The 24,382-nt window shown below is 69.1% G+C and carries 25 protein-coding genes; 12 read left to right on the top strand and 13 right to left on the bottom strand.

Annotated features, from left to right (window positions below; all coding sequences use genetic code 11):
• Positions 1-24: 24 nt before the first annotated feature.
• Complete coding sequence (locus FBZ83_RS16670) at positions 25-1,212, bottom strand: divergent polysaccharide deacetylase family protein (protein WP_247888326.1); 1,188 nt, start codon at positions 1,210-1,212, stop codon at positions 25-27.
• A 118-nt stretch (positions 1,213-1,330) separates the two neighbouring features.
• On the opposite strand from FBZ83_RS16670, the gene FBZ83_RS16665 reads away from it, so the two are divergent.
• The 8 genes from FBZ83_RS16665 (at position 1,331) to lexA (ending at position 7,438) form a co-directional block, all read left to right on the top strand.
• Positions 1,331-1,795 carry an STY0301 family protein gene (locus FBZ83_RS16665; RefSeq protein ID WP_145686053.1) on the top strand — a complete coding sequence of 155 codons (465 nt, stop codon included), beginning with the start codon at positions 1,331-1,333 and terminating at the stop codon, positions 1,793-1,795.
• A 126-nt stretch (positions 1,796-1,921) separates the two neighbouring features.
• The gene (locus FBZ83_RS16660; RefSeq protein WP_145685164.1) at positions 1,922-2,512 is read left to right on the top strand and encodes an anthranilate synthase component II; all 591 of its coding nucleotides are present in this window, start codon (positions 1,922-1,924) and stop codon (positions 2,510-2,512) included.
• A complete protein-coding gene (trpD, locus tag FBZ83_RS16655) occupies positions 2,509-3,582 on the top strand; it encodes an anthranilate phosphoribosyltransferase (protein ID WP_145685157.1) in 1,074 nt (357 codons plus the stop codon). The genes FBZ83_RS16660 and trpD overlap by 4 nt, the downstream gene beginning before the upstream one ends.
• Positions 3,579-4,367, top strand: coding sequence for an indole-3-glycerol phosphate synthase TrpC (trpC, locus tag FBZ83_RS16650; RefSeq protein WP_145685149.1), 789 nt, complete (start codon positions 3,579-3,581; stop codon positions 4,365-4,367). The genes trpD and trpC overlap by 4 nt, the downstream gene beginning before the upstream one ends.
• Before the next feature lie 34 nt (positions 4,368-4,401).
• A complete protein-coding gene (locus tag FBZ83_RS16645; RefSeq protein WP_145685140.1) occupies positions 4,402-4,863 on the top strand; it encodes a GNAT family N-acetyltransferase in 462 nt (153 codons plus the stop codon).
• A complete protein-coding gene (gene moaC, locus FBZ83_RS16640; RefSeq protein ID WP_145685130.1) occupies positions 4,860-5,354 on the top strand; it encodes a cyclic pyranopterin monophosphate synthase MoaC in 495 nt (164 codons plus the stop codon). The genes FBZ83_RS16645 and moaC overlap by 4 nt, the downstream gene beginning before the upstream one ends.
• Complete coding sequence (locus FBZ83_RS16635; RefSeq protein WP_145685122.1) at positions 5,354-6,571, top strand: molybdopterin molybdotransferase MoeA; 1,218 nt, start codon at positions 5,354-5,356, stop codon at positions 6,569-6,571. Before moaC ends, FBZ83_RS16635 begins: the two co-directional genes overlap by 1 nt.
• A 168-nt stretch (positions 6,572-6,739) precedes the next feature.
• Positions 6,740-7,438 carry a transcriptional repressor LexA gene (gene lexA, locus FBZ83_RS16630; protein WP_145678203.1) on the top strand — a complete coding sequence of 233 codons (699 nt, stop codon included), beginning with the start codon at positions 6,740-6,742 and terminating at the stop codon, positions 7,436-7,438.
• Between the two features lie 25 nt (positions 7,439-7,463).
• Here lexA and FBZ83_RS16625 read toward each other — a convergent pair whose 3' ends face one another.
• On the bottom strand, positions 7,464-9,665 hold the full coding sequence (locus FBZ83_RS16625; protein ID WP_145685115.1) for a ComEC/Rec2 family competence protein: 2,202 nt from the start codon (positions 9,663-9,665) through the stop codon (positions 7,464-7,466).
• A 140-nt stretch (positions 9,666-9,805) separates the two neighbouring features.
• On the opposite strand from FBZ83_RS16625, the gene gltX reads away from it, so the two are divergent.
• From gltX to FBZ83_RS16610, 3 genes are all read left to right on the top strand, one after another.
• The gene (gene gltX / locus FBZ83_RS16620; RefSeq protein ID WP_137102777.1) at positions 9,806-11,218 is read left to right on the top strand and encodes a glutamate--tRNA ligase; all 1,413 of its coding nucleotides are present in this window, start codon (positions 9,806-9,808) and stop codon (positions 11,216-11,218) included.
• Positions 11,219-11,312: 94 nt separating this feature from the next.
• A complete protein-coding gene (gltA, locus tag FBZ83_RS16615) occupies positions 11,313-12,626 on the top strand; it encodes a citrate synthase (RefSeq protein ID WP_059398731.1) in 1,314 nt (437 codons plus the stop codon).
• Positions 12,619-12,825 (top strand): hypothetical protein, encoded by a 207-nt coding sequence (locus tag FBZ83_RS16610; RefSeq protein ID WP_014240168.1) that lies wholly within the window; start codon positions 12,619-12,621, stop codon positions 12,823-12,825. Before gltA ends, FBZ83_RS16610 begins: the two co-directional genes overlap by 8 nt.
• A gap of 4 nt (positions 12,826-12,829) precedes the next feature.
• Here the strand turns inward: FBZ83_RS16610 and FBZ83_RS16605 are convergent, their stop codons facing one another.
• Complete coding sequence (locus FBZ83_RS16605; protein ID WP_145685109.1) at positions 12,830-13,438, bottom strand: glutathione S-transferase family protein; 609 nt, start codon at positions 13,436-13,438, stop codon at positions 12,830-12,832.
• A 56-nt stretch (positions 13,439-13,494) separates the two neighbouring features.
• Positions 13,495-14,415 carry a LysR substrate-binding domain-containing protein gene (locus FBZ83_RS16600; RefSeq protein ID WP_186466110.1) on the bottom strand — a complete coding sequence of 307 codons (921 nt, stop codon included), beginning with the start codon at positions 14,413-14,415 and terminating at the stop codon, positions 13,495-13,497.
• A 121-nt stretch (positions 14,416-14,536) separates the two neighbouring features.
• Here FBZ83_RS16600 and FBZ83_RS16595 point away from each other — a divergent pair, with 121 nt between their 5' ends.
• Positions 14,537-15,064: a GNAT family N-acetyltransferase gene (locus tag FBZ83_RS16595; protein ID WP_145685066.1), complete on the top strand. Its 528-nt coding sequence runs from the start codon at positions 14,537-14,539 to the stop codon at positions 15,062-15,064.
• 6 nt (positions 15,065-15,070) lie between these two features.
• On the opposite strand, the gene gloA is transcribed toward FBZ83_RS16595, so the two are convergent.
• The 9 genes from gloA to FBZ83_RS16550 all read right to left on the bottom strand — a co-directional run bounded on the left by gloA (position 15,071) and on the right by FBZ83_RS16550 (position 24,382).
• Positions 15,071-15,466 carry a lactoylglutathione lyase gene (gene gloA / locus FBZ83_RS16590; protein ID WP_094305990.1) on the bottom strand — a complete coding sequence of 132 codons (396 nt, stop codon included), beginning with the start codon at positions 15,464-15,466 and terminating at the stop codon, positions 15,071-15,073.
• Positions 15,463-16,683 (bottom strand): lipid-A-disaccharide synthase, encoded by a 1,221-nt coding sequence (gene lpxB / locus FBZ83_RS16585; RefSeq protein WP_145685058.1) that lies wholly within the window; start codon positions 16,681-16,683, stop codon positions 15,463-15,465. Before lpxB ends, gloA begins: the two co-directional genes overlap by 4 nt.
• Complete coding sequence (locus FBZ83_RS16580; protein ID WP_145685046.1) at positions 16,680-17,522, bottom strand: LpxI family protein; 843 nt, start codon at positions 17,520-17,522, stop codon at positions 16,680-16,682. The genes lpxB and FBZ83_RS16580 overlap by 4 nt, the downstream gene beginning before the upstream one ends.
• Before the next feature lie 52 nt (positions 17,523-17,574).
• Complete coding sequence (gene lpxA / locus FBZ83_RS16575) at positions 17,575-18,363, bottom strand: acyl-ACP--UDP-N-acetylglucosamine O-acyltransferase (protein WP_145685033.1); 789 nt, start codon at positions 18,361-18,363, stop codon at positions 17,575-17,577.
• Positions 18,360-18,830 (bottom strand): 3-hydroxyacyl-ACP dehydratase FabZ, encoded by a 471-nt coding sequence (fabZ, locus tag FBZ83_RS16570; protein ID WP_014240160.1) that lies wholly within the window; start codon positions 18,828-18,830, stop codon positions 18,360-18,362. Before fabZ ends, lpxA begins: the two co-directional genes overlap by 4 nt.
• 196 nt (positions 18,831-19,026) lie before the next feature.
• On the bottom strand, positions 19,027-19,605 hold the full coding sequence (locus FBZ83_RS16565) for an OmpH family outer membrane protein (protein ID WP_145685021.1): 579 nt from the start codon (positions 19,603-19,605) through the stop codon (positions 19,027-19,029).
• A 1-nt stretch (position 19,606) separates the two neighbouring features.
• Positions 19,607-21,973, bottom strand: coding sequence for an outer membrane protein assembly factor BamA (gene bamA, locus FBZ83_RS16560; RefSeq protein ID WP_145678213.1), 2,367 nt, complete (start codon positions 21,971-21,973; stop codon positions 19,607-19,609).
• 29 nt (positions 21,974-22,002) lie between these two features.
• Positions 22,003-23,136, bottom strand: coding sequence for an RIP metalloprotease RseP (gene rseP / locus FBZ83_RS16555; protein ID WP_145685007.1), 1,134 nt, complete (start codon positions 23,134-23,136; stop codon positions 22,003-22,005).
• A 55-nt stretch (positions 23,137-23,191) separates the two neighbouring features.
• Positions 23,192-24,382 carry a 1-deoxy-D-xylulose-5-phosphate reductoisomerase gene (locus FBZ83_RS16550; RefSeq protein ID WP_145684995.1) on the bottom strand — a complete coding sequence of 397 codons (1,191 nt, stop codon included), beginning with the start codon at positions 24,380-24,382 and terminating at the stop codon, positions 23,192-23,194.

The following is a 24,382-nucleotide window of genomic DNA, read 5'->3' as shown; positions in this document are numbered from 1 at the left end:
ACTCTCCTCAAGCCGAGCCAGCGGTCACCCGCCGGTGTGATGGGCGCGCACGACGGCGCTGACCGGAACCAGGACGAAGCCGCGTTTCTGCACCTCCGGCATCCAGGAGGCCAGTGCGTCGATTGTCGCATCGTGCGGGTGGCCGATGGCGATGGCGTAGCCCTGCTTGCGCGCCACCTGCTCCGTCTTGGCGAGCTGTCCGCGCACCGCCGACACGGTCATCTCGTTGTCGAGGAAGATGTCGCGGCCGGCGAAGGGCATCTGAAACTCCCGCGCGAGGGTCAGGCCGGCGCTCTTCGCGGTGGTCCGGCTGTCCAGCCACAACAGGCCGCGCCGCGCGATCTCCCCCAGCACGGGCGCCATGGCCGCGGAATCGGCGGTGAACCGGCTGCCCATGTGGTTGTTCACCCCGACATAGCCGTCGAAGCTGTCCAGCGCCGCCTTGGTCCGGCGCAGGATCTCCCCCTTGTCGAGCGACACGCGCAGCGCCTGTGGCCCCGGATCGGCCGAGCCGCTGGGCTCCATGGGCAGGTGCAGCATCAGCTCGTGCCCGGCGGCACGGGCAGCACGGGCCTGGGCCGGCAGCTCGTGGGCGTAGGGCAGCCACGCCAGCGTCAGCGGCGCCGGCAGCGACACAGCGCGGTTCGAGCGCTTGCGGTCCACCCCCATGTCGTCAATGACGATGGCGATGGCCGGCTTTCCCGGTGGGGCGCGGAAGGGCAGCGCGTTCTTCTTCCACAGCGGCGATCCCGGCGCCACCTTCGGCGGGTCCAGCGGGGCGACGGGAGGCGGCAGCATCGCCACCACCGGCTTCGGCGTCATGGCCGGCGGCGGGGGCGGTGCGGGAACCGGAACGGGGGCCGGGGCCTCGGTCACCTGGGGAGGCGGTGCCGGAACGGGCGCCGGAGCGGGTTCGGCCTCGCGAACCGGCGGAGGCGGAGGTGGCGCTTCGGCGACCTTGGGGGGTGGGGGCGCCTTGATCGGCGCGGCCGGGGCGATGACCGGCGCCTCCCGCTCAACCACGCTCTCCGTCTCCGGTGCATCGCGCCCGATGATGAAGCGCGCGCCGAGCGCCACCGCGAAGACCGCGATCACACCGGCCAGCGCCAGGAGGACCGGCGAGACGGCACGTCCGGACGTGGCGGCGGGCGTTTTCGGCGATGGCTTCCGTGCCGCGGCTTTCTGGGGCTTGCGCGGCGTTTTCTTGGCCATGGGAAGGAATCTCGAGCCCTGGTTTCCGGTTTGCGCGCAAGGTGGCACCCCCGCACCGTCCCTGCAACAGCGGAGCGGGGTGGAGGTGCCCGCCGGCTGGGACTATGCTGTGACCGCCATGCTCCGCGCCCTCCCCCTCCTGGCGGTCCTCGTCGCCGCCATCGCGCCCCCGGCCTTCGCCGAGGAGGTCCGCTGCCCGCCCAGCCTGAACGTGCAGGCCCAGCCGGAGGCGCCCGGCGGCTGGTCGCCCTACCCGGCGAAGGACCAGCACGCCTTCGCCGGCGCCGCGCTGGTCGAGGGCGACCGGGTGGCGCAGATGGCTTCTCCGTCCCTGGCCGCCGCCCCGCCGGCGCTGGAGCCGGACCGCAGCCTGCGGCGGGGCCGCTCGGAGGTCCGGCAATGGGACTTCCCCGCCGCCCGGCGCGGCAACGTCTTCCTGATCTGCCGCTACACCGGGACGCAGGCCACGCTGGCCATGGACCTGCCGCGCACCGTGCGGCGCTGCCAGATCACCGAGGAGACCGACGCACGCGGCGTGATCCTGGACAGGCCCGCGGCGCCGCCCCAATTCCTCTGCCGCTGACACTCCACCGGATCGAAGCTCGGACGGGCTGGAAATCCACCGCTTCAGCCGCTAGGGTACCCGCCTCGGAACGAGGCCGGAACGCGATTCCGGGACGACAGGCCGGAAGGATGCCGGGGGCGCCCCATGCTGCTGCTCATCGATAATTACGACAGCTTCACCTACAACCTCGTCCATTACCTGGGCGAACTGGGCGCCGAACTGGACGTCCGCCGCAACGACAGCCTGACGGTGGAGGAGGCCATGGCGCTCCGCCCCGAAGGGATCGTGCTGTCGCCCGGCCCCTGCGACCCGGACAAGGCGGGCATCTGTCTGCCGCTGATCGACGCCGCCGCCAAGACCGGCGTTCCGCTGATGGGCGTGTGCCTGGGCCATCAGGCCATCGGGCAGGCCTTCGGCGGGACGGTGCTGCGCGCGCCGGTGCCGATGCACGGCAAGGTCGACCGCATGTTCCACCAGGGGCGCGGCGTCCTGAAGGACCTGCCCTCGCCCTTCCGGGCCACCCGCTACCACTCGCTGATCGTCGAACGCGCCACCCTGCCCGCCTGCCTGGAGGTCACCGGCGAGACGGAGGACGGCCTGATCATGGCGCTGTCCCACCGCGAGCTGCCGATCCACGGCGTGCAGTTCCACCCGGAAAGCATCGAGAGCGAGCACGGGCACAAGATCCTGGAAAACTTCCTGAACACGACCCGCCGGCTGGAGACCGCCGCATGAGCACGCCGTCCGCGCCGCACGGCGACCTGACCGACATGAAGGCGATCCTCGCCAAGGTCGCCGCCGGCAATGCCCTGAACGAAGCGGAGGCCTCGCTGGCCTTCGACATCATCATGTCGGGCAACGCCACCCCGTCGCAGATGGGCGGCTTCCTGATGGCGCTGCGCGTGCGCGGCGAGACGGTGGATGAGATCACCGGCGCCGCCCGCGTCATGCGCGCCAAGGCGATCCCGGTGGAGGCACCGGACGGCACCATCGACACCTGCGGCACCGGCGGCGACGGCTCGGGCACCTACAACATCTCCACCGCCGCCGCGGTGGTCATCGCGGCCTGCGGCGTGCCGGTGGCCAAGCACGGCAACCGCGCCATGTCGTCCAAGTCGGGCGCCGCCGACGTGCTGGGCGCGCTGGGCGTCAACCTGGACTGCGACATGGGTCTGGTGCGCAAGGCCCTGTGGGACGCCCGCATCGGCTTCCTGATGGCGCCGCGCCACCACCTCGCCATGCGCAACGTCGGCCCGACCCGCGTCGAGCTGGGCACCCGCACCATCTTCAACCTGCTCGGCCCGCTGTCCAACCCGGCCAGCGCCAAGCGCCAGCTTCTCGGCGTCTACGCCAGGCAGTGGGTGGAGCCGCTGGCCCATGTTCTGAAGCGTCTGGGGTCGGAGGCCGCCTGGGTGGTCCATGGCTCCGACGGGCTGGACGAGATCACCACCACCGGCCCGACCACCGTCGCCCAGTTGAAGGACGGCGAGGTCACGGTGTTCGAGATCGAACCGGAGCAGGCCGGCATCTTCCGCGCCCGGCCGGAGCTGCTGAAGGGCGGCGACGCCCATGTGAACGCCGAGGCCATCCGCGCGCTGTTCGACGGGGCGCAGGGCGCCTATCGCGACATCGTGCTGCTGAACGCCGCCGCAGCGCTCCATGTGGCGGGCAAGGCCGGCGACCTGAAGGAGGGTGTCGAGCAGGCCCGCCACGCCATCGACAGCGGCGGCGCCCGCGCCGTGCTCCAGCACCTCGTCTCCATCACCAATTCGTCCATCACCAACGAACCGGTTGCCGCGCCATGAGCGACGTCCTGACCCGCATCTGCGACGACAAGCGCGCGCTGGTCCAAGCCCGCAAGTCCGCCCGCCCGCTGTCCGCGGTGGAGGATGCCGCCCGCGCCGCCGACCCGGCGCGCGGCTTCATCCGTGCGCTGCGCCGCACGGTCGACGGCGGCCGCTACGGCCTGATCGCCGAGATCAAGAAGGCCAGCCCGTCCAAGGGCCTGATCCGCCCGGATTTCGACCCGCCGTCGCTGGCCCGCGCCTACCGCGAGGGCGGCGCCACCTGCCTGTCGGTGCTGACCGACGAGCCCTATTTCCAGGGCTGCGACGATTATCTGCTGGCCGCCCGCGCCGCGGTGGACCTGCCGGTGCTGCGCAAGGACTTCATGGTCGATCCCTACCAGATCGCCGAATCCCGCGCGCTGGGCGCCGACTGCATCCTGATCATCATGGCCGCGCTGAGCGACGCGCAGGCGGCCGAGATCGAGGAAACCGCCATCGCCTGGGGCCTCGACGTGCTGGTCGAGGTGCACAACCGCGAGGAGCTGGACCGCGCGCTGGCGCTGAAGACCCCGCTTCTGGGCGTGAACAACCGGAACCTCAAGACCCTGGCGGTGGACATCGCCACGACCGAGGAACTGGCGGCCCATGTGCCCGCCGACCGGATGCTGGTCGCCGAAAGCGGACTCTACAGCCCGGCGGACCTGTCGCGCATGGCGGCGGTCGGCGCGCGTTGTTTCCTGGTCGGTGAATCGCTGATGCGGCAGGAGGATGTGAGCGCGGCCACCCGCGCCCTGCTCGCCTGACACCAAATAAAAAGCAATGGGGAGGAACGACGCCGTGCCGAACGTGACCATTGCCCGTGAAAGCCCGCTCCAGGACGAGGTGGTCCAGCTCATCGAAGAGCTGGACCGCTATCTGGGTGACCTCTACCCGGCCGAGAGCAACCATCTGCTCGACCTGCAATCGCTGGCGAAGCCGGACATCCGTTTCCTGGTCGCCCGGCGGTCGGGAACCGTGGTCGGCTGCGGCGCCATGCGCATCGACGCCGACGGCGGCTATGGCGAGGTCAAGCGGATGTTCGTCCAGCCGACCGCGCGCGGCGGCCAGATCGGTCGCCGCCTTCTGGAGCGCATCGAGGACGAGGCGCGCGCCGCCGGTCTGTCGGCGTTGTTGTTGGAAACCGGCGTCTATCAGGACGAAGCCATCGCCCTCTACCGCAAGCAGGGCTTCGCCGACCGCGGCCCGTTCGGCCCCTACGGTCCGGACCCGCTGAGCCTGTTCATGGAGAAACCCCTATGACCGACCAGCCCGCAAGCGGCTTCACCCATTTCGACGCCGAAGGCCGCGCGGTCATGGTGGACGTGTCCGGCAAGGCCGACACGGAGCGCTCGGCGACCGCCCGCGGCTCCGTGCTGATGCAGCCGGAAACGTTGGCGCTCATCCTCCAGGGCGGCGTCAAGAAGGGCGATGTCCTGTCGGTGGCCCGGCTGGCCGGCATCATGGGGGCCAAGCGCACGCCGGACCTGATCCCGCTGTGCCACCCGCTGATGCTGACCTCGGTCAAGGTCGACCTGACCTGCGATCCCGAGCGCAACGCCGTGGACATCACCGCCACCTGCAAGCTGAGGGGCCAGACGGGCGTGGAGATGGAGGCGCTGACCGCCGTGTCGGTCGCGGCGCTGACCGTCTACGACATGTGCAAGGCGGTGGACCGCGGCATGACCATCACCGAGGTGAAGCTGCTGCACAAGGCCGGCGGCAAGAGCGGCGACTGGGGGAGCGCGGTCTGATGCTGCAGGTCAGCGAAGCCCGCGCCCGCATCCTCGCCGCCTTCACCGCCCTGCCGGCGGAAACGGTGGCCCTGCCCGACGCGCTGGGACGCGTCCTGGCGGAGCCCGCGGTCGCCCGCCTGACCCAGCCGCCCTTCGCCGCCGCCGCCATGGACGGCTGGGCCGTCCGCGCCGCCGACATCGTTCAGGCGTCGGCGGAGTCGCCGGTCACCCTGCGCCGCATCGGCGAGTCCGCCGCCGGCCACGCCTTCGCCGGATCGCTCGGCGCTGGCGAGGCCGTGCGCATCTTCACCGGCGCTCCCCTGCCCGCCGGGGCCGACGCCGTTGTGATGCAGGAGGATTGCGAGGACTCCGGCGACCGCGTGCATGTCGGTCGGGCCATGCCCACCGGGCGCTTCATCCGCCCCGCCGGCCTGGACTTCACCGCGGGGGAGGATGTCCTTCCCAAGGGGCGCCTGCTCACCGCCCGCGACGTCGCCCTGGCCGCGGCGGCCAACCTGCCCTGGCTGCGCGTCCACCGCCGCCCGCGGGTCGCCGTGCTCGCCACCGGAGACGAGATCGCCCTGCCCGGCGATCCGCTGGGGCCGAGCCAGATCGTCAGCTCCAACGCGCTCGGCCTCTGCGCGCTGGTCGCCAGCCAAGGCGGCCTCGCCCACAATCTCGGCGTGGCCAAGGACGATCCGGAGCATCTCGCCGCCATGGCCGCCGGGGCGGCGGGCTGCGACCTGCTGGTGACCACGGGCGGCGCCTCGCAAGGCGAACACGATCATGTGCGCAACGTGCTGGGCGGGCTATCGCTCGACTTCCACCGGGTCGCCATGAAGCCCGGCAAACCGTTGGTTTTCGGGACGGCGAACGGCGTGCCGCTGCTCGGCCTGCCCGGCAACCCGGTGTCCACGGGCGTGGCCGCCCTGCTGTTCCTGGTGCCTGTCCTCCGCCGTCTCCAGGGACTGCCCGCCGAGAACGCCACGCTCACGGCCCGGCTCGGCGCGCCGCTGAAGGCGAACGACGACCGCACCGACTTCCTGCGCGCCACGCTGTCCACCGGACCGGTCGGCGAACCGATCGCCACCCCCTTCCCCCGCCAGGACAGCGCGATGATGTCCCGGCTGGCCCAGGCCGACGCCCTGATCGTCCGCGAGCCGCAGGACCCTGCCGCCACTGCGGGCGACCGCGTGACGGTGATCCCGCTGAGTGGCGGTGTGCTGTCGCTTTAATCCCTTCCGCACCCGCCAACCCGGTGACGATCCTTTCGGGAGTCCTGTCCGTCGATTTGCGGTTGATTTCGTCCGTAGGGCTTGACGGGGGTTAAGAACCAAACTAGAACAAGATGGAACGTTTTGCTTTTGTTCCATATCTAGTGCGGAACCGGCCGGGAGGCACAAATGCTCACGCGCAAGCAGCATGAATTGCTGCTTTTCATCAACGAGCGGCTCGGGCAGGGCGGTGTGTCCCCTTCCTTCGACGAAATGAAGGACGCTCTCAACCTGAAGTCCAAGTCGGGCATCCACCGCCTGATCACCGGATTGGAGGAGCGCGGCTTCATCCGCCGCCTGCCCCACCGCGCCCGCGCGCTGGAGGTGCTGCGTCTGCCGGAGGGGCTGGAGACCGCCCGCCCGCGGCCGCCGCGCGCCAAGTTCCAGCCCAACGTCATCAAGGGCGACTTCAGCTTCGCGGGGCGGGAGGCGAACCCGGCGTCGGAGTCGGTGCAGCTTCCGCTCTACGGCCGCATCGCCGCCGGCACGCCGATCGAGGCGCTGCGCGACGCGTCAGCCTTCGTGGACATTCCCGCCGCCATGCTCGGCATGGGTGACCACTACGCGCTGGAGGTCGCCGGCGATTCGATGGTGGAGGCCGGCATCCTCGACCATGACACGGTGGTCATCCAGCGTTGCGACAGCGCGGACAACGGCTCGATCGTCGTCGCCCTGGTCGATGACGCCGAGGTCACGCTGAAGCGCCTGCGCCGCAAGGGCAACACCGTGGCGCTTGAACCCGCCAACGCCGCCTACGAAACCCGCATCTTCGGCGCCGACCGCGTCCGGGTGCAGGGCCGCCTCGTCGGTCTGGTGCGCAAGTACTGACGGCAGGATGCTCCGGGGCGACGGTTCAGCGCGCCCCGGTCTTTTTATCGGGCAGCTTTCCCCCCATTGTCCAAGGGCGGTCGCCGCGCTGGTTGCGCACGCTCTCGACCCGGATGCCCTTGTTCGACAGGTAAAGGGCTTGCGCGCCCTCCCGACGCAGGCGCCAACGGTCGATGACCAGCGGCGCCCGGCACCCGCGCGACGGGCTCGCGATCACCACCGCATCGGCCACCGCGCAATCCTCGGGCAAGGCGTCCGGCTGGCGCAGCAGCGCCACGGTCTTTCCCTGCGCGCGGTACAGGCATCCCAGAGCGTCGCAGCGCAGCCGCCCGTCCAGGCTGACCCCGGCAAGCGGCCAGACATCCTGACCGGCCGTCTCCTCCGGCTTCTCCATGCCGTCGCGCCGCCTCCACGTGTTGGCGACCCGACCGTCGCTGGCGGTGGACAGGCTGAGAATCCCCTCAGCACCGCGCACGGCCATCAGTTTTCCGTCCTCCGACACCAGGATGTCGGGTCGCAGCGCGACGGCCGGAGCAACCAGCCCGCCCACCACCGCGACCACCCCCAACCAGCGCCAGCGCCTTGTCCAGATGGCCAGCCACAGCCCGCCCGATGTGATGGCGGCGATGGCCGCGTCCGGCATGGCTGGAAGGAACGCCGTCGCTCCGGGCAGCGCGGCGGTCCGCTCCGCCGTCTCGATGACCAGCCGGACGCCCCAGCTCATCGCCGTCACCGCCGGCCCCTCCAGCCCGAAGGGCAGCAGCAGGTAGGACAGCAGGCTGAAGGGCATGATCCACACCGTCGTGATGGGGATCGCCACCATGTTGGACAGCACGCCGTAAAAGGCGACCTGTTGGAAATGGTAGAGCCCGTAGGGCGTCGTCGCGACCGTCGCCACCACGCTGGAAAAGACGATTCCGCCCAGCGCCATCACCCCCTTGCCGAGCCAGCCCATCTCGCGCCGCCGGCTCACCGCCCAGGGCGTGAAACGTTCGAAGGCGGCGATCAGGGCGACGACCGCCGCGAAGGACATCTGGAAGCTCGGCCCCAGCATCCCCTCCGGGTCGTAGAGGACGGTGACGATGCCGGCAAAGGCGACCAGACGCATGCTGATCGGCGACCGGTCGGCGATCACCGCTCCCATGACGAGGCCGGTCATCAGCACCGACCGCAGCGTCGGCAGTGGCGCCCCCACCAGCAGCGTGTAGAGGATCGCCGACAGGATGCCGGCCAGCGCCGCGATCTTCTTGATCGGCCAGCGCAGCGCGATCCAGGGAACCAGCGCCAACAACGCCCGCACCACCCAGAAGACGATGCCCGCGGCGATGCCCACATGCAGGCCTGAAATGGACAGGAGATGCGCCAGACCGCTGTCGCGGAAGGCGTCCATCATCGGTTCGGGAATCGCCGCCGCGTCGCCGTTCAGCAAGGCGGCGGTGACGCTGGCCTCCGCGGAGTCGGCCACGATGGCGCGCACCCGCTCGGCGATGGCGGCGCGCGCGCGCTCGAAGGCCACGGTCACCCGGCGCCAGCCACTGGGCGGCGGCGCCTCCTGAGCGACGGGGGCGCCCATGACGAAGCCGACCGCGCCGAAGCCCTCGAAATAGGCGCGCCGCTGCAGGTCGAAGGCCCCCGGCTCCGCCGGAGCGGCCGGCGGGTGGAGCATGGCGCGCAGCCGGACCACCGTCCCGGCCTCCGGCGGTGCCACCTTGGCCGGCAGATGCAGGCGGACCCGCTCCGGCGTCGCCTCCGGGGCCAGCCGCTCCACCGTCGGCTCCCCGATCATCAGCCGCGTGCCGGTGGGCTGCCGCTCGACCGCCAGCACCCGCCCGGTGACCTGCACCGGCCCAAGCTCGCGCGTCAGCATCGGCGCCATCGCCGCCACGCTGTGGAGTTGCGCCGCGGCGAAGCCCAGAGCGACGCTCAACAGCGCCAGCAGCAGAACCACCGGCGCCAGACGCCGCCGCGCCAGCCAGAGCAGAGGCAGACAACCGACCGCCGCGCCCGGCCCCAGCCAGAGCGGCGGCTCGGCGGGCAGGCCGAAATACAGCGCCACGCCCGCCCCGGTCCCCACCGGCAGCCACAGCGCCCAGCGCTCCCGCTCCGCGGCGAGACACTCCACCGCCGCCGTGGAAAGGCGCGCGCCGACGCCGCGACGGACAGGGGCGGCATCGCCCTCCTCCGCCGCCAAACCTCCGGCTACGCCCTCTTCAACCCCGTGGGCCATACTGTCGCCTATGCGCGCAAGGCAAATGCCTCCGGCGCCGTTAATGTGTTACACCACCGCACCACCGCAGTCGCACCGCAGCAGCCACAGCGCGGCGGCCGCAGCACTGTAGCAGCGCCGAACCTGGAATTGAGCCACCCATGACCGTCGTCACCCGTTTCGCCCCGTCGCCCACCGGCTTTCTCCACATCGGCGGTGCCCGCACCGCGCTGTTCAACTGGCTGTACGCCCGCCGCAACGGCGGCACGTACCTGCTGCGCATCGAGGACACCGACCGCCAGCGCTCGACGGACGCCGCGGTGGACGCCATCCTCGACGGTCTGTCCTGGCTCGGCCTCGACTGGGACGGCGACGCGGTCAGCCAGTTCGCCCGCAAGGACCGCCACGCCGAGGTGGCGCAGCAGATGCTGGCCGCCGGCCGCGCCTATTACTGCTACGCGAGCCCCGAGGAGCTGGAGGAGATGCGCGCCGCCCAGAAGGCCGCCGGCCAGCCGGTGCGCTACGACGGGCGCTGGCGCGACCGCGACCCGTCGGAGGCGCCGGCGGGCGTGAAGCCGGTGATCCGCCTGAAAGCGCCGCAGGAGGGCGAAACGGTCCTGAAGGACCGCGTCCAGGGCGAGGTGACGGTGCAGAACGCCCAGCTCGACGACCTGATCCTGCTGCGCGCCGACGGCACCCCGACCTATCTGCTGGCGGTGGTGGTGGACGACCACGACATGGGCGTGACCCACGTCATCCGCGGCGACGACCATCTGACCAACACCTTCCGCCAGATCCAGATCTTCAACGCCATGGGCTGGGACCTGCCGGAGTTCGGCCACATCCCGCTGATCCACGGTCCGGACGGCGCGAAGCTGTCGAAGCGCCACGGCGCGCTCGGCGTCGACGCCTACCGCGACATGGGTTACCTGCCGGAGGCGATCCGCAACTACCTGCTGCGGCTCGGCTGGGGACACGGCGACGACGAGATCATCTCGACCGAACAGGCCGTGGAGTGGTTCAACCTGGAGGGCATCGGGCGCTCCCCCTCGCGCTTCGATTTCGCCAAGCTGGAGAACCTGAACGCCCATTACATGCGGCAGGCCGACGACGCCCGCCTCGTGGGTCTGGCCGCCCCGCGGCTGGAGGCCGAGCTTGGCCGCGCGCTGACCGAGTCGGAACGCGACCTGCTGACCCGCGCCATGAACGGGCTGAAGCAGCGCGCCCGCACCGTGGTCGATCTCGCCCAGAGCGCCCGCTTCTACCTCGCCGCGCGTCCGCTGGCGATGGACGAGAAGGCCGCGGCGCTGTTGGACGAGAAGGGCCGCGGCGTCCTGACCGACCTTGCCGCCCGCTTCGAGGCGGAGGCCGACTTCACCGCCGCCGCGCTGGAGGGTCTGGTCCGCGCCTTCGCCGAGGAGCGGGGCGAGAAGCTGGGCAAGATCGCCCAGCCGCTGCGCGCCGCGCTCACCGGTTCCACCGTGTCGCCGCCCATCTTTGAGGTGGCCGAGATCCTCGGCCGCGCGGAAACGCTGGCCCGGATGAAGGATGCCGCAACTGCAGCACGGGGATAACTTCCGTGCGTTGATATCCGCCCGGCATAGAACTATGCTGCGCGCATTCGAAAAGGGCGTTAAGCCCCAACCCTAAAGATAAGGACGTGCCGAGATGACCCAAACCGCGGACAAGGCCGATACCTTCACCCTGATCGACAACCGGACTGGCAAGCAGGTCAGCCTGCCCGTGATGAAGGGAAGCACGGGTCCGGACGTGATCGACATCCGCAAGCTCTACGCCGAGACCGGTTGTTTCACCTACGATCCGGGTTTCACTTCGACGGGCAGCTGCGAGTCCAAGATCACCTACATCGACGGTGATGAGGGTATCCTGCTGCACCGCGGTTACGCCATCGACGACCTCGCCGAGCACGCGACCTTCCCGGAGGTCTGCTTCCTCCTCCTCAACAACCACCTGCCGAACGCCGCCGAGAAGGAAGAGTTCGAGGGCATCCTGCGCGGCCACTCGATGGTGCACGAGCAGCTGACCCGCTTCTACAGCGGCTTCCGCCGCGACGCCCACCCGATGGCGGTTCTCTGCGGCGTGGTCGGCGCGCTGTCGGCCTTCTACCACGACTCGACGGACATCGAGGACCCGGTGCAGCGCAAGATCGCCGCGCACCGCCTGATCGCCAAGATCCCGGCGATCGCCGCGATGGCCTACAAGTACTCGGTCGGCCAGCCGTTCATGTACCCGCGCAACGACCTGTCCTACGCCGAGAACTTCCTCTACATGACCTTCGGCACGCCGTGCGAGCCGTACAAGGTCAACCCGGTCCTGTCCAAGGCCATGGACAAGATCTTCATCCTGCACGCCGACCACGAGCAGAACGCCTCGACCTCGACCGTCCGTCTGGCCGGTTCGTCGGGCGCCAACCCGTTCGCCTGCATCGCCGCCGGCATCGCCTCGCTGTGGGGTCCGGCCCATGGCGGCGCCAACGAGGCCGTGCTGAAGATGCTGGAGGAGATCGGCTCGGTCGATCGCATCCCGGAGATCGTCCGCCGCGCCAAGGACAAGAACGACAACTTCCGCCTGATGGGCTTCGGCCACCGGGTCTACAAGAACTACGACCCGCGCGCCCAGGTCATGCGCAAGACCTGCCATGAGGTTCTGGCCGAACTGGGCATCAAGGACGAGCCGCTCCTCGACATCGCGATGGAGCTGGAGAAGATCGCCCTCGAGGACCCGTACTTCGTCGAGAAGAAGCTGTACCCGAACGTCGACTTCTACTCGGGCATCATCCTGAAGGCGATGGGCTTCCCGACCAGCATGTTCACCGTGCTGTTCGCCGTGGCGCGCACCGTCGGCTGGATCTCCCAGTGGAAGGAGATGATCGAGGACCCGGTCCAGAAGATCGGCCGTCCGCGTCAGCTCTACACCGGTGCGACCAAGCGGGACTTCATCCCGCTGGCCGAGCGTGGCTAACCGGCCGACAGCACACATCGGGACGGGCGGCTCCGACGGAGCCGCCCGCAGCCCGGCTGCGTTCATCGTTCCGGCGCGGCGGGTCCGTCAGGGCCAGCCCGCCGCGAACGACAACAAGCCGCCGCTCTCGCGGCGGCTTCGCCGCATCGTCTTCTATGCGGTGATTGTGGCGATGATCGCCGCGGTGGTGCTGATCTGACCGTCTAGCCCTGGGTGATCGGGATGTGCGGCCCTTCCGCCGCCACACGCTCCATCCATGTGCGCACCGCCGGATAGCCGGACAGGTCGAACCCACCCTCCTCCGCCACATGCGTGTAGGCATAGAGCGCGATGTCGGCGATGCTGAAGCGATCGCCCACGAAAAAGCGGCGCTCCGCCAGATGCCCCTCCATGACGCCCAGCGCGTCGTAGCCGAGCCGGCGCTTGGTCACCAGCCCCAGCTTGCGCTCCTCCGTCATCTCCACATGGTGCGTGATCCAGAAGCGCACCGTCGCGACGTTCGGTTCGTGGCTGTACTGCTCGAAGAACATCCATTGCAGGACCCGCGCGCGTCCCTCCCGGTCGTCGGGCAGGTAAGGCGTGCCCTCCGCCAGATACCAGAGGATGGCGTTGGATTCCGGCAGATGGCTGCCGTCTTCCAATTGCAGCGTCGGAATGCGGCCGTTCGGATTGCGGGCCAGGAATTCCGGTGTGCGGGTCTCCGCCCGGTCGATGTCCAGCTCGATCCGTTCATAGGCGATGCCCAGCTTGTGCAGCAGAAGCCGGCACTTGTAGCCGTTTCCGGAAGACAGGTTGTCGTAAAGGCGCAGCATGGGGGCGTGTCTCCGCTCCAAATCCATCCGATGGCGGATATAAACACGAAACGGAATCAGGCGCCAGCGCGGCCCTGCGGAAGCGGTACGCCGAGCCGTTCCAACCGCGCCCGATCCGTTGCGGCTTCTGCCAGCAACCAGTGCCGGAAGGCGCGGAGCACGCCGCGCCCGCGCCCTTCAGCCGGGGCGGTCAGCACATAGCGGTCGCCGCAAGACACCGCCGGCCCAAAGGGGACGACGAGCCGTCCGGCCTCCAGGGCCTCCAGCACCAGCGATGGGCGCCCCAGCGCGATCCCCTGCCCGGCCATCGCCGCCTGGATCACCATCACCGATTCCGAAAAGCTCAGGCTGCCTGCTCCATCCAGACTGAGCCCACTGCCAGCGCGCCACAGACTCCAGTCCGGCGACGCCTGATAATGCAGCAGCGTCTGTCGGGACAGGTCGGCCGGGCCGGACAGCTGCTCGGCCAGCGACGGCGCGCAGACCGGGATCAGCGACTCCTCCGACAGAAGCGCCCCTTCCGGGCCCGGATCGCCGCCGCGCACGTAGCGGATGACGGCCCAGCCGGCCTCGGCTTCCGACACACGGTCGGTGTTGCCACCCTCGATGTCCAGCCGCAGGTCCGGCCGGTGGTCCAGGAAGCGCCCCAGCCGCGGCACCAGCCACAAGGCGGCCCAGGTGCGCGGAGCGGCAACGCGCAGCCGCTCCGGCCCTTGCCCGGCGATGCGGTCCCAGCTCTCCTGAACCCGGCCCAAACCGGCGGTGCAGGCCTGCGCGAGATCGCGTCCGGCGTCGGTCAAAAGAAGCCCCTGCGGGGTGCGCTCGAACAGACGGACCCTCAGCCGCTTCTCCAGATCGCCCACCTGACGGCTGATCGCCCCATGGGTCAGGCCAAGCTCGTCGGCGGCGCGGGTCATGCTGCCGTGCCGGGACGCCGCCTCGAAGGCGGCCAGGGCGGTGAAGGGAAGACGCGGCATCGGTGAGACGGCTGGGTTTCGCTGTGAGGATTCCTCACACCCCTGCCCTGCGAAGTCAATTGTGGACCGATGAAGCGGCGGGCAGGCTTGGGGCACGAACAGAACCATCCCGGCGCTTCCCATGACGACCCACTTGGCCATCACCGACGTCTCCGCCCTCGACAATCACCGCCTGCGGGTGGAGCTTGAAACCCTTCTGGAAGACGCTGTGAACAGCGGCGCCTCGGTCGGCTACCACGCCCCGCTGGAACCGCACTGGAGGCGGGCGTTCTGGGACGGGGTGGCCGCCCAGCTTTCCGGTGGCGCGCACCGTCTGCTGATCGCCCGCGGGACGGAGGGAGAGTTGCTGGGAAGCGTTCAGTTGGCGCTCTGCACCAAGCCGAATGGCGCGCACCGCGCCGAGGTGCAGAAGCTGCTCGTCTTCACCCGTCACCGGCGGAACGGAGTCGCGCGGCGGCTGATGGCGGCGGTGGAGGAGACCGCCCGCTTATTGGGGCGGTCGCTGCTGGTGCTCGACACGCTGAAGGGCGACCGTGGCGAGCCCTTTTATGAAGCGACGGGCTGGCGGCGCGCCGGGCTGATCCCGGGCTACACCGTGGAAGCGGACGGCGCCTTCCATGACACCGTCCTCTTCTACAAAACGCTGTAAGACCGCTTACTTCGTCTCGATCAGCTCAACCTTGTAGCCGTCCGGGTCCTCGATGAAGGCGATCACGGTGGTGCCATGCTTCATCGGGCCGGGCGGACGCGGAATCTTGACGCCTTCCTTGGCGAGCTGCTCACAGGTGGCATAGATGTCCGGCACGCCCAGCGCGATGTGGCCGTAGGCGGTGCCAATCTCATAGGGCTCCGCCTGGTCCCAGTTGTGGGTCAGTTCCAGGACAGCGGTGTCCTTCTCGTCGCCGTAGCCAACGAAGGCCAGCGTGAAGCGCCCGCCTTCATAGTCGTTGCGGCGCAGCAGCTTCATGCCGAGCAGGCGGGTGTAGAAGTCCAGCGACTTCTCCAGATCATAGACCCGGAGCATCGTGTGCAGCAGGCGGAATTGGCTCATGGTCTCTTCTCCCAAGCGGGTTCTTGCGCTCTCGTCTTTTCCGGATTCGTCCGGCCCGACCGACCGGCGGCAACCTCCAGCACGACCTGGGCGGCGCGTTCGCTGGGTGGCGTTCCGCCCTGCCCCAGCCAGCGCGCCACCTCCGCCACCCCGTCGATCTGCGTCGCGCGGGCGGCGGGATCGTCGAGCAGGCGGCCCAATTCGGACGCCAGCCGGTCGGGACGGCAGTCCTGCTGAAGCAGTTCCGGCACCAGCATGCGGTCGAGCATCAGATTGACCAGATTGACGTATTTGACCCGGATCAGCCGCCGGTACAAGGCCACCGTCACCGGGTTGAGGCGGTAGGCGATCACCGTCGGCAGGCGGGCCAGCGCCAGCTCCAGCGCCACCGTTCCGGATGCCGCCAGCGCGGCCTCCGCCGCCGCGAAGGCGTCGTACTTCGGACCGTCACCTTCGACGAGGATGGTGCGCAGCGGCCAACCCGCCACCTCCGACGCGACGCGGTCGCGCACCGTTGCCACGGTCGGCACAACGGCGACCAGTTCCGGATGAGACGGCAGCAAGCGCTCCAGCGTGGCGCGGAAATCGGGGAGGAGGCGGGACACCTCGCCCTTCCGGCTCCCCGGCAGGACGGCGACGATCCGCGCATCCGGTGCCAGCCCGTGGGCCTCGCGGAAGCGCCGCGCGTCGCCATGCCCGGCGCCGCTCTCCACCACCGAATGGCCGACGAAGGTGCAGGGAAGCCCCTCCTTCTCGAAATAGGGCGGCTCGAAGGGCAGGATGGCCAGCAGGTGATCGTAGATCGCCGCGTATTTGGCGGCGCGCTTCGGCTTCCACGCCCAGACGGTGGGCGCGACGTAATGGATCAGCGGGATGTCCGGCGCCTGCGCCTTGACCCGCTTGGACACCCGCACCGTGAAGCCCGGCGAATCGATGCCCACCACCGCGTCGGGCCGCAGCCGCAGGATCTCGGCGACCGTCTGGTCGATGCGGCGCAGCAGGTTCGGCAGATGGGGCAGCAGCTCGAACACGCCGAACAGGGTCAGCTCGCCCATCGGGAACAGGCTGTCCAGCCCCTCCGCGACCATCTTCTCGCCACCGATGCCGGCAAAGCGCACCCGCCCGCCGGTCAGCCGCTTGCAGGCGGCCATCAGCCGCGCGCCCAGCGCGTCGCCGGAGGGCTCCCCGGCAATCAGGAAAATCAGCGGATCGCTCACGACCGGGTCTCCGACGCAACGGTGATGCCGACGACGAAGAGACCCAGCCGGTCGGCGGTCTCGGCCACCGCGGCGCGGTCCACCAGCAGGCTGCCGCCCGCCTCGACCGCGATGCCGCGCAGACCGGCACGGGCGGCGTTCTCCACGGTCGTCACCCCCATGGTGGGCAGGTCGAGGCGGCGGTCCTGCTGCGGCTTCTTCACCTTGACCAGAACGCCGCCCGCCCCGGGGCGCGCCAGCCCGGCGCAGCGGGCCAGCATGGCGTCGGTTCCCTCGATGGCTTCCACGGCAAGCACGAGCCCCTGCTGCACCACGGCGCCCTGTCCGACGTCGAGCGCGCCGAGCGCGCGGGCGACCTCGACGGCGCGGGCGATGTCGCGCTCCGCCTCGGCGTCCGGCCGCAGCCGGCCTACCGGCCCGGACGGGGTCAGAATCTCGCCGAGCAGGTCGTGCAGACCGACGACGCGGAACCCCTCCCCTTCGAGTTCACGCGCGACGGAGCGCAGCAGCCCGTCGTCGCCGAGCGCGCGGGTGCCGACCTTGGCGAGGAACTTGGTGGTGTACCAGTCGGGCAGCAGTTCGGTGAAGGACGGCCGGCGCACCGGACCGGCGAAGACCAACTCCGTCACCTTTTCCTTCTTCAACCGGTCGATGATGCTGCCGGCGGCGCCGAAGCGGCTCCACAGATGGGGAAGGCCCGCGACGGTGGCGGGGTCGGTGTGGCCGTCGAAGGCCACGACGAAGACCTCGCGCCCCTGGCCGCGCACCGCGGCGGCGATGCGGGCCGGCAGGGTGCCGCCACCCGCCAGGATGCCGAGCTTGGGAAGAGGCTGCGACATGGCCGGGACTCTCCCAGGAAACAGAACGTAAAAAGAGGAGCGTGAAGGCCCCTCAGCCCTCGCGCGGCTGGCAGAGCGACCGCGAGGCGCGCGCGAAGGTCAGCACGTCGGCGACCAGCGTCTGCTGTCCCATGTCGCGCCCGACCTCCTCCATGCGCTCGGCAAAGGTACCCTCATTGCCGAAGAGCAGGCGATAAGCGGCGCGCAGGGCGTGGATCTCGTCCTTCTGGAAGCCGCGACGCTCCAGCCCGACGAGGTTCAGGCCGGCCAGACGGGCGCGGTCGCCCATGACGAGGCCGTAAGGGATCACGTCCTTCTCCACGCCGGACATGCCGCCGATCATGGCGTGCGAGCCGATGCGGACGAACTGGCGGACCGCCGACAGACCGCCGATGGTCACGAAGTCGCCCAGATGGACATGGCCGGCCAGCGTGGCGTTGTTCGCCAGGACCGCGTTGTTGCCGACGACGCAGTCGTGGGCGATGTGAACACCGACCATGAACAGGCCGTTGTCGCCGACCCGCGTGACCATGCCGCCGCCCTCGGTGCCGGGGCTCATGGTGACATGCTCACGGATCTGGTTGTTGCGCCCGATGATCAGCTCGGACGGCTCGCCCTTGAACTTCAGGTCCTGCGGGCGGTGACCGATGGACGCGAACGGGTAGATGACCGAGTCTCCGCCGATGAGCGTGCGGCCCTCGACCACCACGTGGGAGGTCAGGCGCACGCGGTCGCCGAGTTGGACATCCGGCCCGACCACGCAGAAGGGACCGATGGAAACGTCTTCGCCCAGCTTGGCGGCCGGATCGACGACCGCCGTCGGGTGAATGGAAACGCTCATTTCTCGTCCAGGATCATGGCGGAATAGACGGCTTCGGCGACCAGGACACCGTTGACCTTGGCCTCGCCCTTGAACTTCCACACGTTGGCGCGCTGGCGCTGCTTGCTCACATGGATGTGGATGGTGTCGCCGGGGGTGACCGGGCGACGGAAGCGCGCCTCGTCCACGGTCATGAAGTAGACCAGCTTGCCCTCGGACTCCTTGCCCAGCGTGGCGACCACCAGCACGGCGGAGGTCTGCGCCATCGCCTCGATGATCATCACGCCCGGCATCACCGGCCGCGACGGGAAGTGCCCCTGGAAGAACGGCTCGTTGATGGTGACGTTCTTCACGCCGGTGGCGCTTTCGCCCAGAGTGATGTCGATCACCCGGTCGATCATCAGAATCGGATAGCGATGCGGGATCATTTCCATGATCCGCATGATGTCGAGGTCGGCTATCTTCTTGTTGTCCGCCGTCACATCCATGGTCCGGCCGCCCGCCTTTCAAAATCCACGAGAACGCCCTGCGCCGCGCCTGCGGCGGCACGGGACGTCGCCCCTTGTGCCCCATTTCCAAGGATTTGGCAATCCCGACGCCGACGGCTTTCCGGCTCCGCCCTTCGCGCAAACAAAAAGCCGCCACGCCTCCCTGCGGAAGCGTGGCGGCTCGTTCCGACGCGCCTTACTGCTTGGGAACGGTCAGCGCGACCTGGGGCAGCTTCTTGTTCACCCGCTCCAGCACCACGTCGGTGACGTCGAGCTGGGTGTCGACCAGGACGAACTGCTGGCGGGCGAGAACCAGGTTGGCGCCGCGCTCGCGCGCGACATCGGCCACGATCTCCACCATGTTCTTGTGGACGACGGCCATCGCCTCGTTCAGCGCGTTCTCCAGGGCGCGCTTGCGGCTCTGCACCGTCTTCTGGACCTCGCCGACCTGCTTCTCGAAGTCGCGGCGCTTGGTGGCCAGCGCGTCCGGGGCCAGCACGGTCTGCTGCTTGCGCAGTTCCTCTTCGGACTTGCGAAGCTTGTCCTCCAGCGAGGCGATTTCCTTCTGGTAGGTCTCGCGCAGCGATTCGAAGGACTTCGAGACGCCCTTGGAGGCGTTCGACTCCTGCATGATCTTCTGCACGTCGACCACCGCGATGACCGGCGCCTTGAGGTTGTCGGTCGGCTTGTCTTCGGCGAAGGACGGCGTCGCCATCGCGACGCCCGCCATCACCGCACCGGCGGCGACCAGCGCCCTGAGCTTGCTGAACTGCATGTTAGAACCTGGTTCCAAAGCTGAAGCGGAAGATCTCTTTCTTGTCGTAATCTTCCTTGATAATCGGGACCGCAAAGTCAAGGCGGATCGGCCCGAAGGGCGAGCGCCAGGACAGGCCGGTGCCGACCGACAGGCGGACCGATTCGTCGTCGGGGACGAGCGGGTCATTGATGTCGACCTTGCCCAGCGTGCCGACGTCGGAGAAGGCGTGGCCCTTCAGCCCGAATTCCTCGGGCAGGCCGACCGGGAAGCTCATCTCCACCGAACCGCGGTAGTAGCGGGTGCCGCCCAGGGCGTCACCGGTGCGCAGGTCGCGCGGGCCGATGCCGGCGGTGTTGAAGCCGCGCAGCGTGTCGCCGCCCAGGAAGAAGCGGTCGGACAGGAAGACGTCCTTGCCGATGCCGACGATGTAGCCGACCTCGCCCGTGGTGCTGAGCACCCAGCTGTCGTCGAACAGCGGCAGGTAATAGCCGCCGGCGAGACGGTTGCGCAGGAAGCGGGCGTTGCCGCCCACGCCGGCGAAATCGTTCGTCAGGCGGATGTAGTAGCCTTCCGTCGGGTTCAAACGGCTGTTGCGGCGGTCGTAGGTCAGCTCCTGGCCGATCAGCGACGTCGTGCGCGCGCCCTTCTGGTCCTGGATGTAGCGGGACGCCGAGCTGGGAACGCTGGTGATGTCGGTGTTCTGCAGCTGGTAGTAGACGCGCTGGCGCAGGTTCTCGGTCAGCGGATAGCCCATGCGCAGGGCCATGCCGGTGCTCTTCTCGTCGAAGGAGCTTTCGTCCTGGTAGTCGCGGGTGATGCGGAACAGGTCGAAACCGGCCGAGAGGTCCCGGTCGAGGAAGTACGGCTCGGTGAAGGAGACGTCGTATTCCTGGCGGCTGCCCGACACGGTGGCGCCGAAGCGCAGGTCCTGGCCGCGGCCCAACAGGTTGCGCTCGCGGATCGAGAAGTCGGCCAGCGGACCGTCGGAGGTCGAGTAGCCGGCACCGATGGAAATTTCACCGGTCGACTGCTCGGTCACCTCGACGTTCATCACGGTGCGGTCGGGCGCCGAGCCCTCCGCGGTGGTGATGTTGACGCGCTCGAAATAGCCGAGATCCTTGATGCGCTGTTCGGAGCGGCGCAGCTTGGTCGTGCTGAACGGGTCGCCTTCGGACAGCAGCATCTCGCGCCGGACCACCTTGTCCAGCGTGCGGACGTTGCCGGTGACGTCGATGCGCTCCACGAAGACGCGCGGCCCCTCGACGATGTCGTAGACGATGTCGATGGTCTGGTTCTCGCGGTTGCGCGAGATGCGCGGACGGACGTCCACGAAGGCGTACTGCAGGTCGCCGACCGCGTTGGACAGCTTGGTGATGGTGTTCTCCACCTCCTGCGCGTTGTACCAGTCGCCTTCGCGCGTGCTCAGCACGCTGCGCAGCTGCTCCGGGTCCAACGCCTTCAGCGAGGTGCTGATGTCCATCTTGCCGAACTTGTAGCGCTCGCCCTCGTCCACCGTGAAGGTGATGACGAAGTCCTCGCGGTCCGGCGTCAGCTCCGCCACGGCCGAGACAACGCGGAAATCGGCGTAGCCTTCCTTGAGGTAGTAGCGGCGCAGCAGGTCGCGGTCGTAGTTCAGGCGGTCGGGATCGTAGTTGTCGTCCGACGTCATGAAGCGCCACCAGGCGCTTTCCCGCGTCTGGATCGCCTCGCGCAGCGTCCCGTCGGAGAACTTCTCGTTGCCGATGAAGGTGATGCTGCGCACGCCGGTGCGCACACCCTCGTTGATCTCGAACACCAGATCGACGCGGTTCTGGTCGAGCTGGATGATCTTCGGCTCGACGGTCGCGGCGAAGCGGCCCTGGCGGCGGTAGATGTCCAGGATGCGCTGCACATCGCTCTGGACGCGCGTGCGGGTGTAAACGACGCGGGGACGGAGCTGGATTTCCTTCTCCAGGTTCTCCCTCTCGATGCGCCGGTTCCCCTCGAAGGCGATGCGGTTGATGATCGGGTTTTCCGCCACCTGCACCACCAGCGCATCGCCGTCGCGCTTCAGCACGACGTCGGCGAACAGGCCCGTGTTGAACAGGGCCTTCAGCGACTGGTCGATGCGGTCGGGATCGAAGGGATCGCCGGGCGCCACCGCGAGGTAGGAGCGGACCGTCGTCGGCTCGATGCGCTGGACGCCCTCCACCCGGATGTCCCGGATGGTGCCGCCCGAGAACATCTGCGCCACCAGCGTCCCATCGCCGAAGGCGGCGGATTTCGCCGCCCCCGGATTGGGCGCGCCCGCCTGGGCCCAGGCTGCGTGGGAAAGGGCAAGAGAAACCGTCGTCATGGCGCAACCGGCCATCAGGCCGAACGCCAGAACCCTGCTCGACACCCGCAAAGCTCGCTCCCTGGCTTTGGGGGCATCCCTCAGGAAATCAGCCCCCTAAAGAAATCCACCACGCGAAGCTGAACGAGATCGTTCCACGTGGCGAAAACCATGAGCGTTAATACCAAAGCAAGCCCGATGCGGAAACCGTATTCTTGCGCTTTAGGTCCGAGAGGACGCCCACGGAGTCCTTCAAGGGCGTAGAACATCAGATGGCCGCCGTCAAGCAGCGGAACCGGAAACAAATTGATCATGCCGAGGTTCACCGACAGGAAGGTCATGAACCAGATCAGCGGGTACCAGCCGGATTGAGCGACCTCGCCGGACATCTGGGCGATGCGCAGCGGCCCGCCCAGCTCCTCGGTGCCGCGCGATCCCTCGATCATCTGGCCGAGCGCCACGAAGGTGCCGGACACCATGCCGACGACCTCCCGGCCCGCCTGCCACAGGGCGGTCAGCGGGTCGTGGCGCTTCGTTTCCGCCCCGCCGCGCATGATTCCGAGCTGGCCGATGCGGTGCGTGTTGCCGAGTCGGTCGGTGACTTCGCGCACGTCCGGAGTCGCCGTCAGATTGACCGAACGCCCGTCGCGCTGCACGACCATCTCCAGCGGCGCGCCCGGCTGCATGGAGACGATCTGGCGGATTTCCTCGAATCGCTGGATGCCGCTGCCGTTGATGGAAACGATCAGGTCGCCCGGCTGCAGCCCGGCGCGCTCCGCGGCGCTGTCCGGCTGCACGCCGCCGACGTCCGGCGGGGTGAAGGACTGGCCGGCGGTGGCGAACAGAATGGTCAGGGCGACGATGGCGAACAGGAAATTCGCGATGGGACCCGCCGCCACGATGGCCGCCCGCTGGCCGAGCCGCTTGTGGTGGAAGGAGACCGCCTGCTCCTCGGCGCTCATGCTCTGCGTGTGAGCGCCCGGCGTGCTCGCCGGGTCGGCGTCGCCGAACATCTTCACATAGCCGCCGAGCGGGATGGCGCTGAACTTCCAGCGCGTGCCGGAGCGGTCGGTCCAGCCGAACAGCTCGGGGCCGAAGCCGATGGAGAAAACCTCGATGCGCACACCGTTGCGGCGCGCCACGAGGTAGTGGCCGAGTTCGTGCACAAACACGAGCACGGTGAGGACCAGCAGAAAAGACAGAAGCGTGGTCCCGAAGCCGCCCATGACGTCCATCACATCCTTTGCATCCCGGAGCAGCCCCGTCGCGGTCCGCGTCCGGAAAAAGACTCTAGCGTGCCAGCGCCTCGACCCGGTCCGCCGCGACGCGGCGCGCCTCGGCGTCGGTGTCGCGCACCGCGCCCAGGTCGCGGAGCGGCCGGTGCGGCAGTGTGCCCAACACCCCCTCGACGATCCGTTCGATGTCGAGAAAGCCGATCCGGCGGTCGAGGAACGCCTGCACAGCCACCTCGTTGGCGGCACTGAGAATAGTAGGAGCGCCCCCACCGCTTTGCAAGGCGGCCCGGGCGAGCCTCAGGGCCGGGAATCGCTCGGGGTCCGGGGCCTCGAAAGTCAGGGTGGCGGCCTTGACGAGGTCCAGCCGCTCGGCGGGCGTCGGGATGCGCGCCGGCCAGCCGAGCGCGTAGGCGATCGGCGTGCGCATGTCCGGCGTGCCGAGCTGCGCCAGGACCGAGCCGTCCACATACTCGACCAGCGAATGCACGACCGATTGGGGATGGACCAGCACGTCGATCTTCACCTCGGGAATCCCGAAGAGGAAATGCGCCTCGATGATCTCCAGCCCCTTGTTCATCATGGTGGCGCTGTCGATGGAGATCTTGGCGCCCATCTCCCAGGTCGGATGGGCCACCGCCTGCTCGCGCGTCGCCACGGCCATGAAGGCGCGGTCCCTGGTCCGGAAGGGGCCGCCGGACGCCGTCAGGATCAGGCGCTGCACACTGTCCAGACGGTCGAAATCGAAGACCTGGTAGATCGCCGAATGCTCGCTGTCGACCGGCAGCAGGTTGGCGCCGTGTCGGCGCACCTCCTCCATCATCAGGGCACCGGCGCAGACCAGAACCTCCTTGTTGGCGAAGGCGACGCAGGCGCCGCGGCGCACGGCGGCCAGCGTGGGCTCCAACCCGGCGGCGCCGACGATGGCGGCCATCACCCAGTCGGCGGGGCGCTCCGCGGCCTCGGCCACCGCCTGCGGCCCGGCGGCCGCCTCGACCCCGGTGCCGGCCAGCGCCGCCTTGAGGTCGGCGTAGGCGGCGGGGTCGGCGACCACGGCCAGTCTGGGGCGGAGTTGCCGCGCCTGCTCGGCGAGGAGGGCGACGTTGCGGTTGGCGGTCAGTGCCTCCACCGGGAAGCGCTCCGGATCGCGGGCGACGAGGTCCACCGTCTGCGTGCCGACCGATCCGGTCGACCCGAAGATCGTCACGCGGCGCGGCGCGTCCACCGCCCCTTCAGCCTTCACAACCAT

The sequence above is a fragment of the Azospirillum brasilense genome, from assembly GCF_007827815.1.
Classification (GTDB): domain Bacteria; phylum Pseudomonadota; class Alphaproteobacteria; order Azospirillales; family Azospirillaceae; genus Azospirillum; species Azospirillum brasilense_C.
This window is presented reverse-complemented; position numbering and strand designations above follow the sequence as displayed.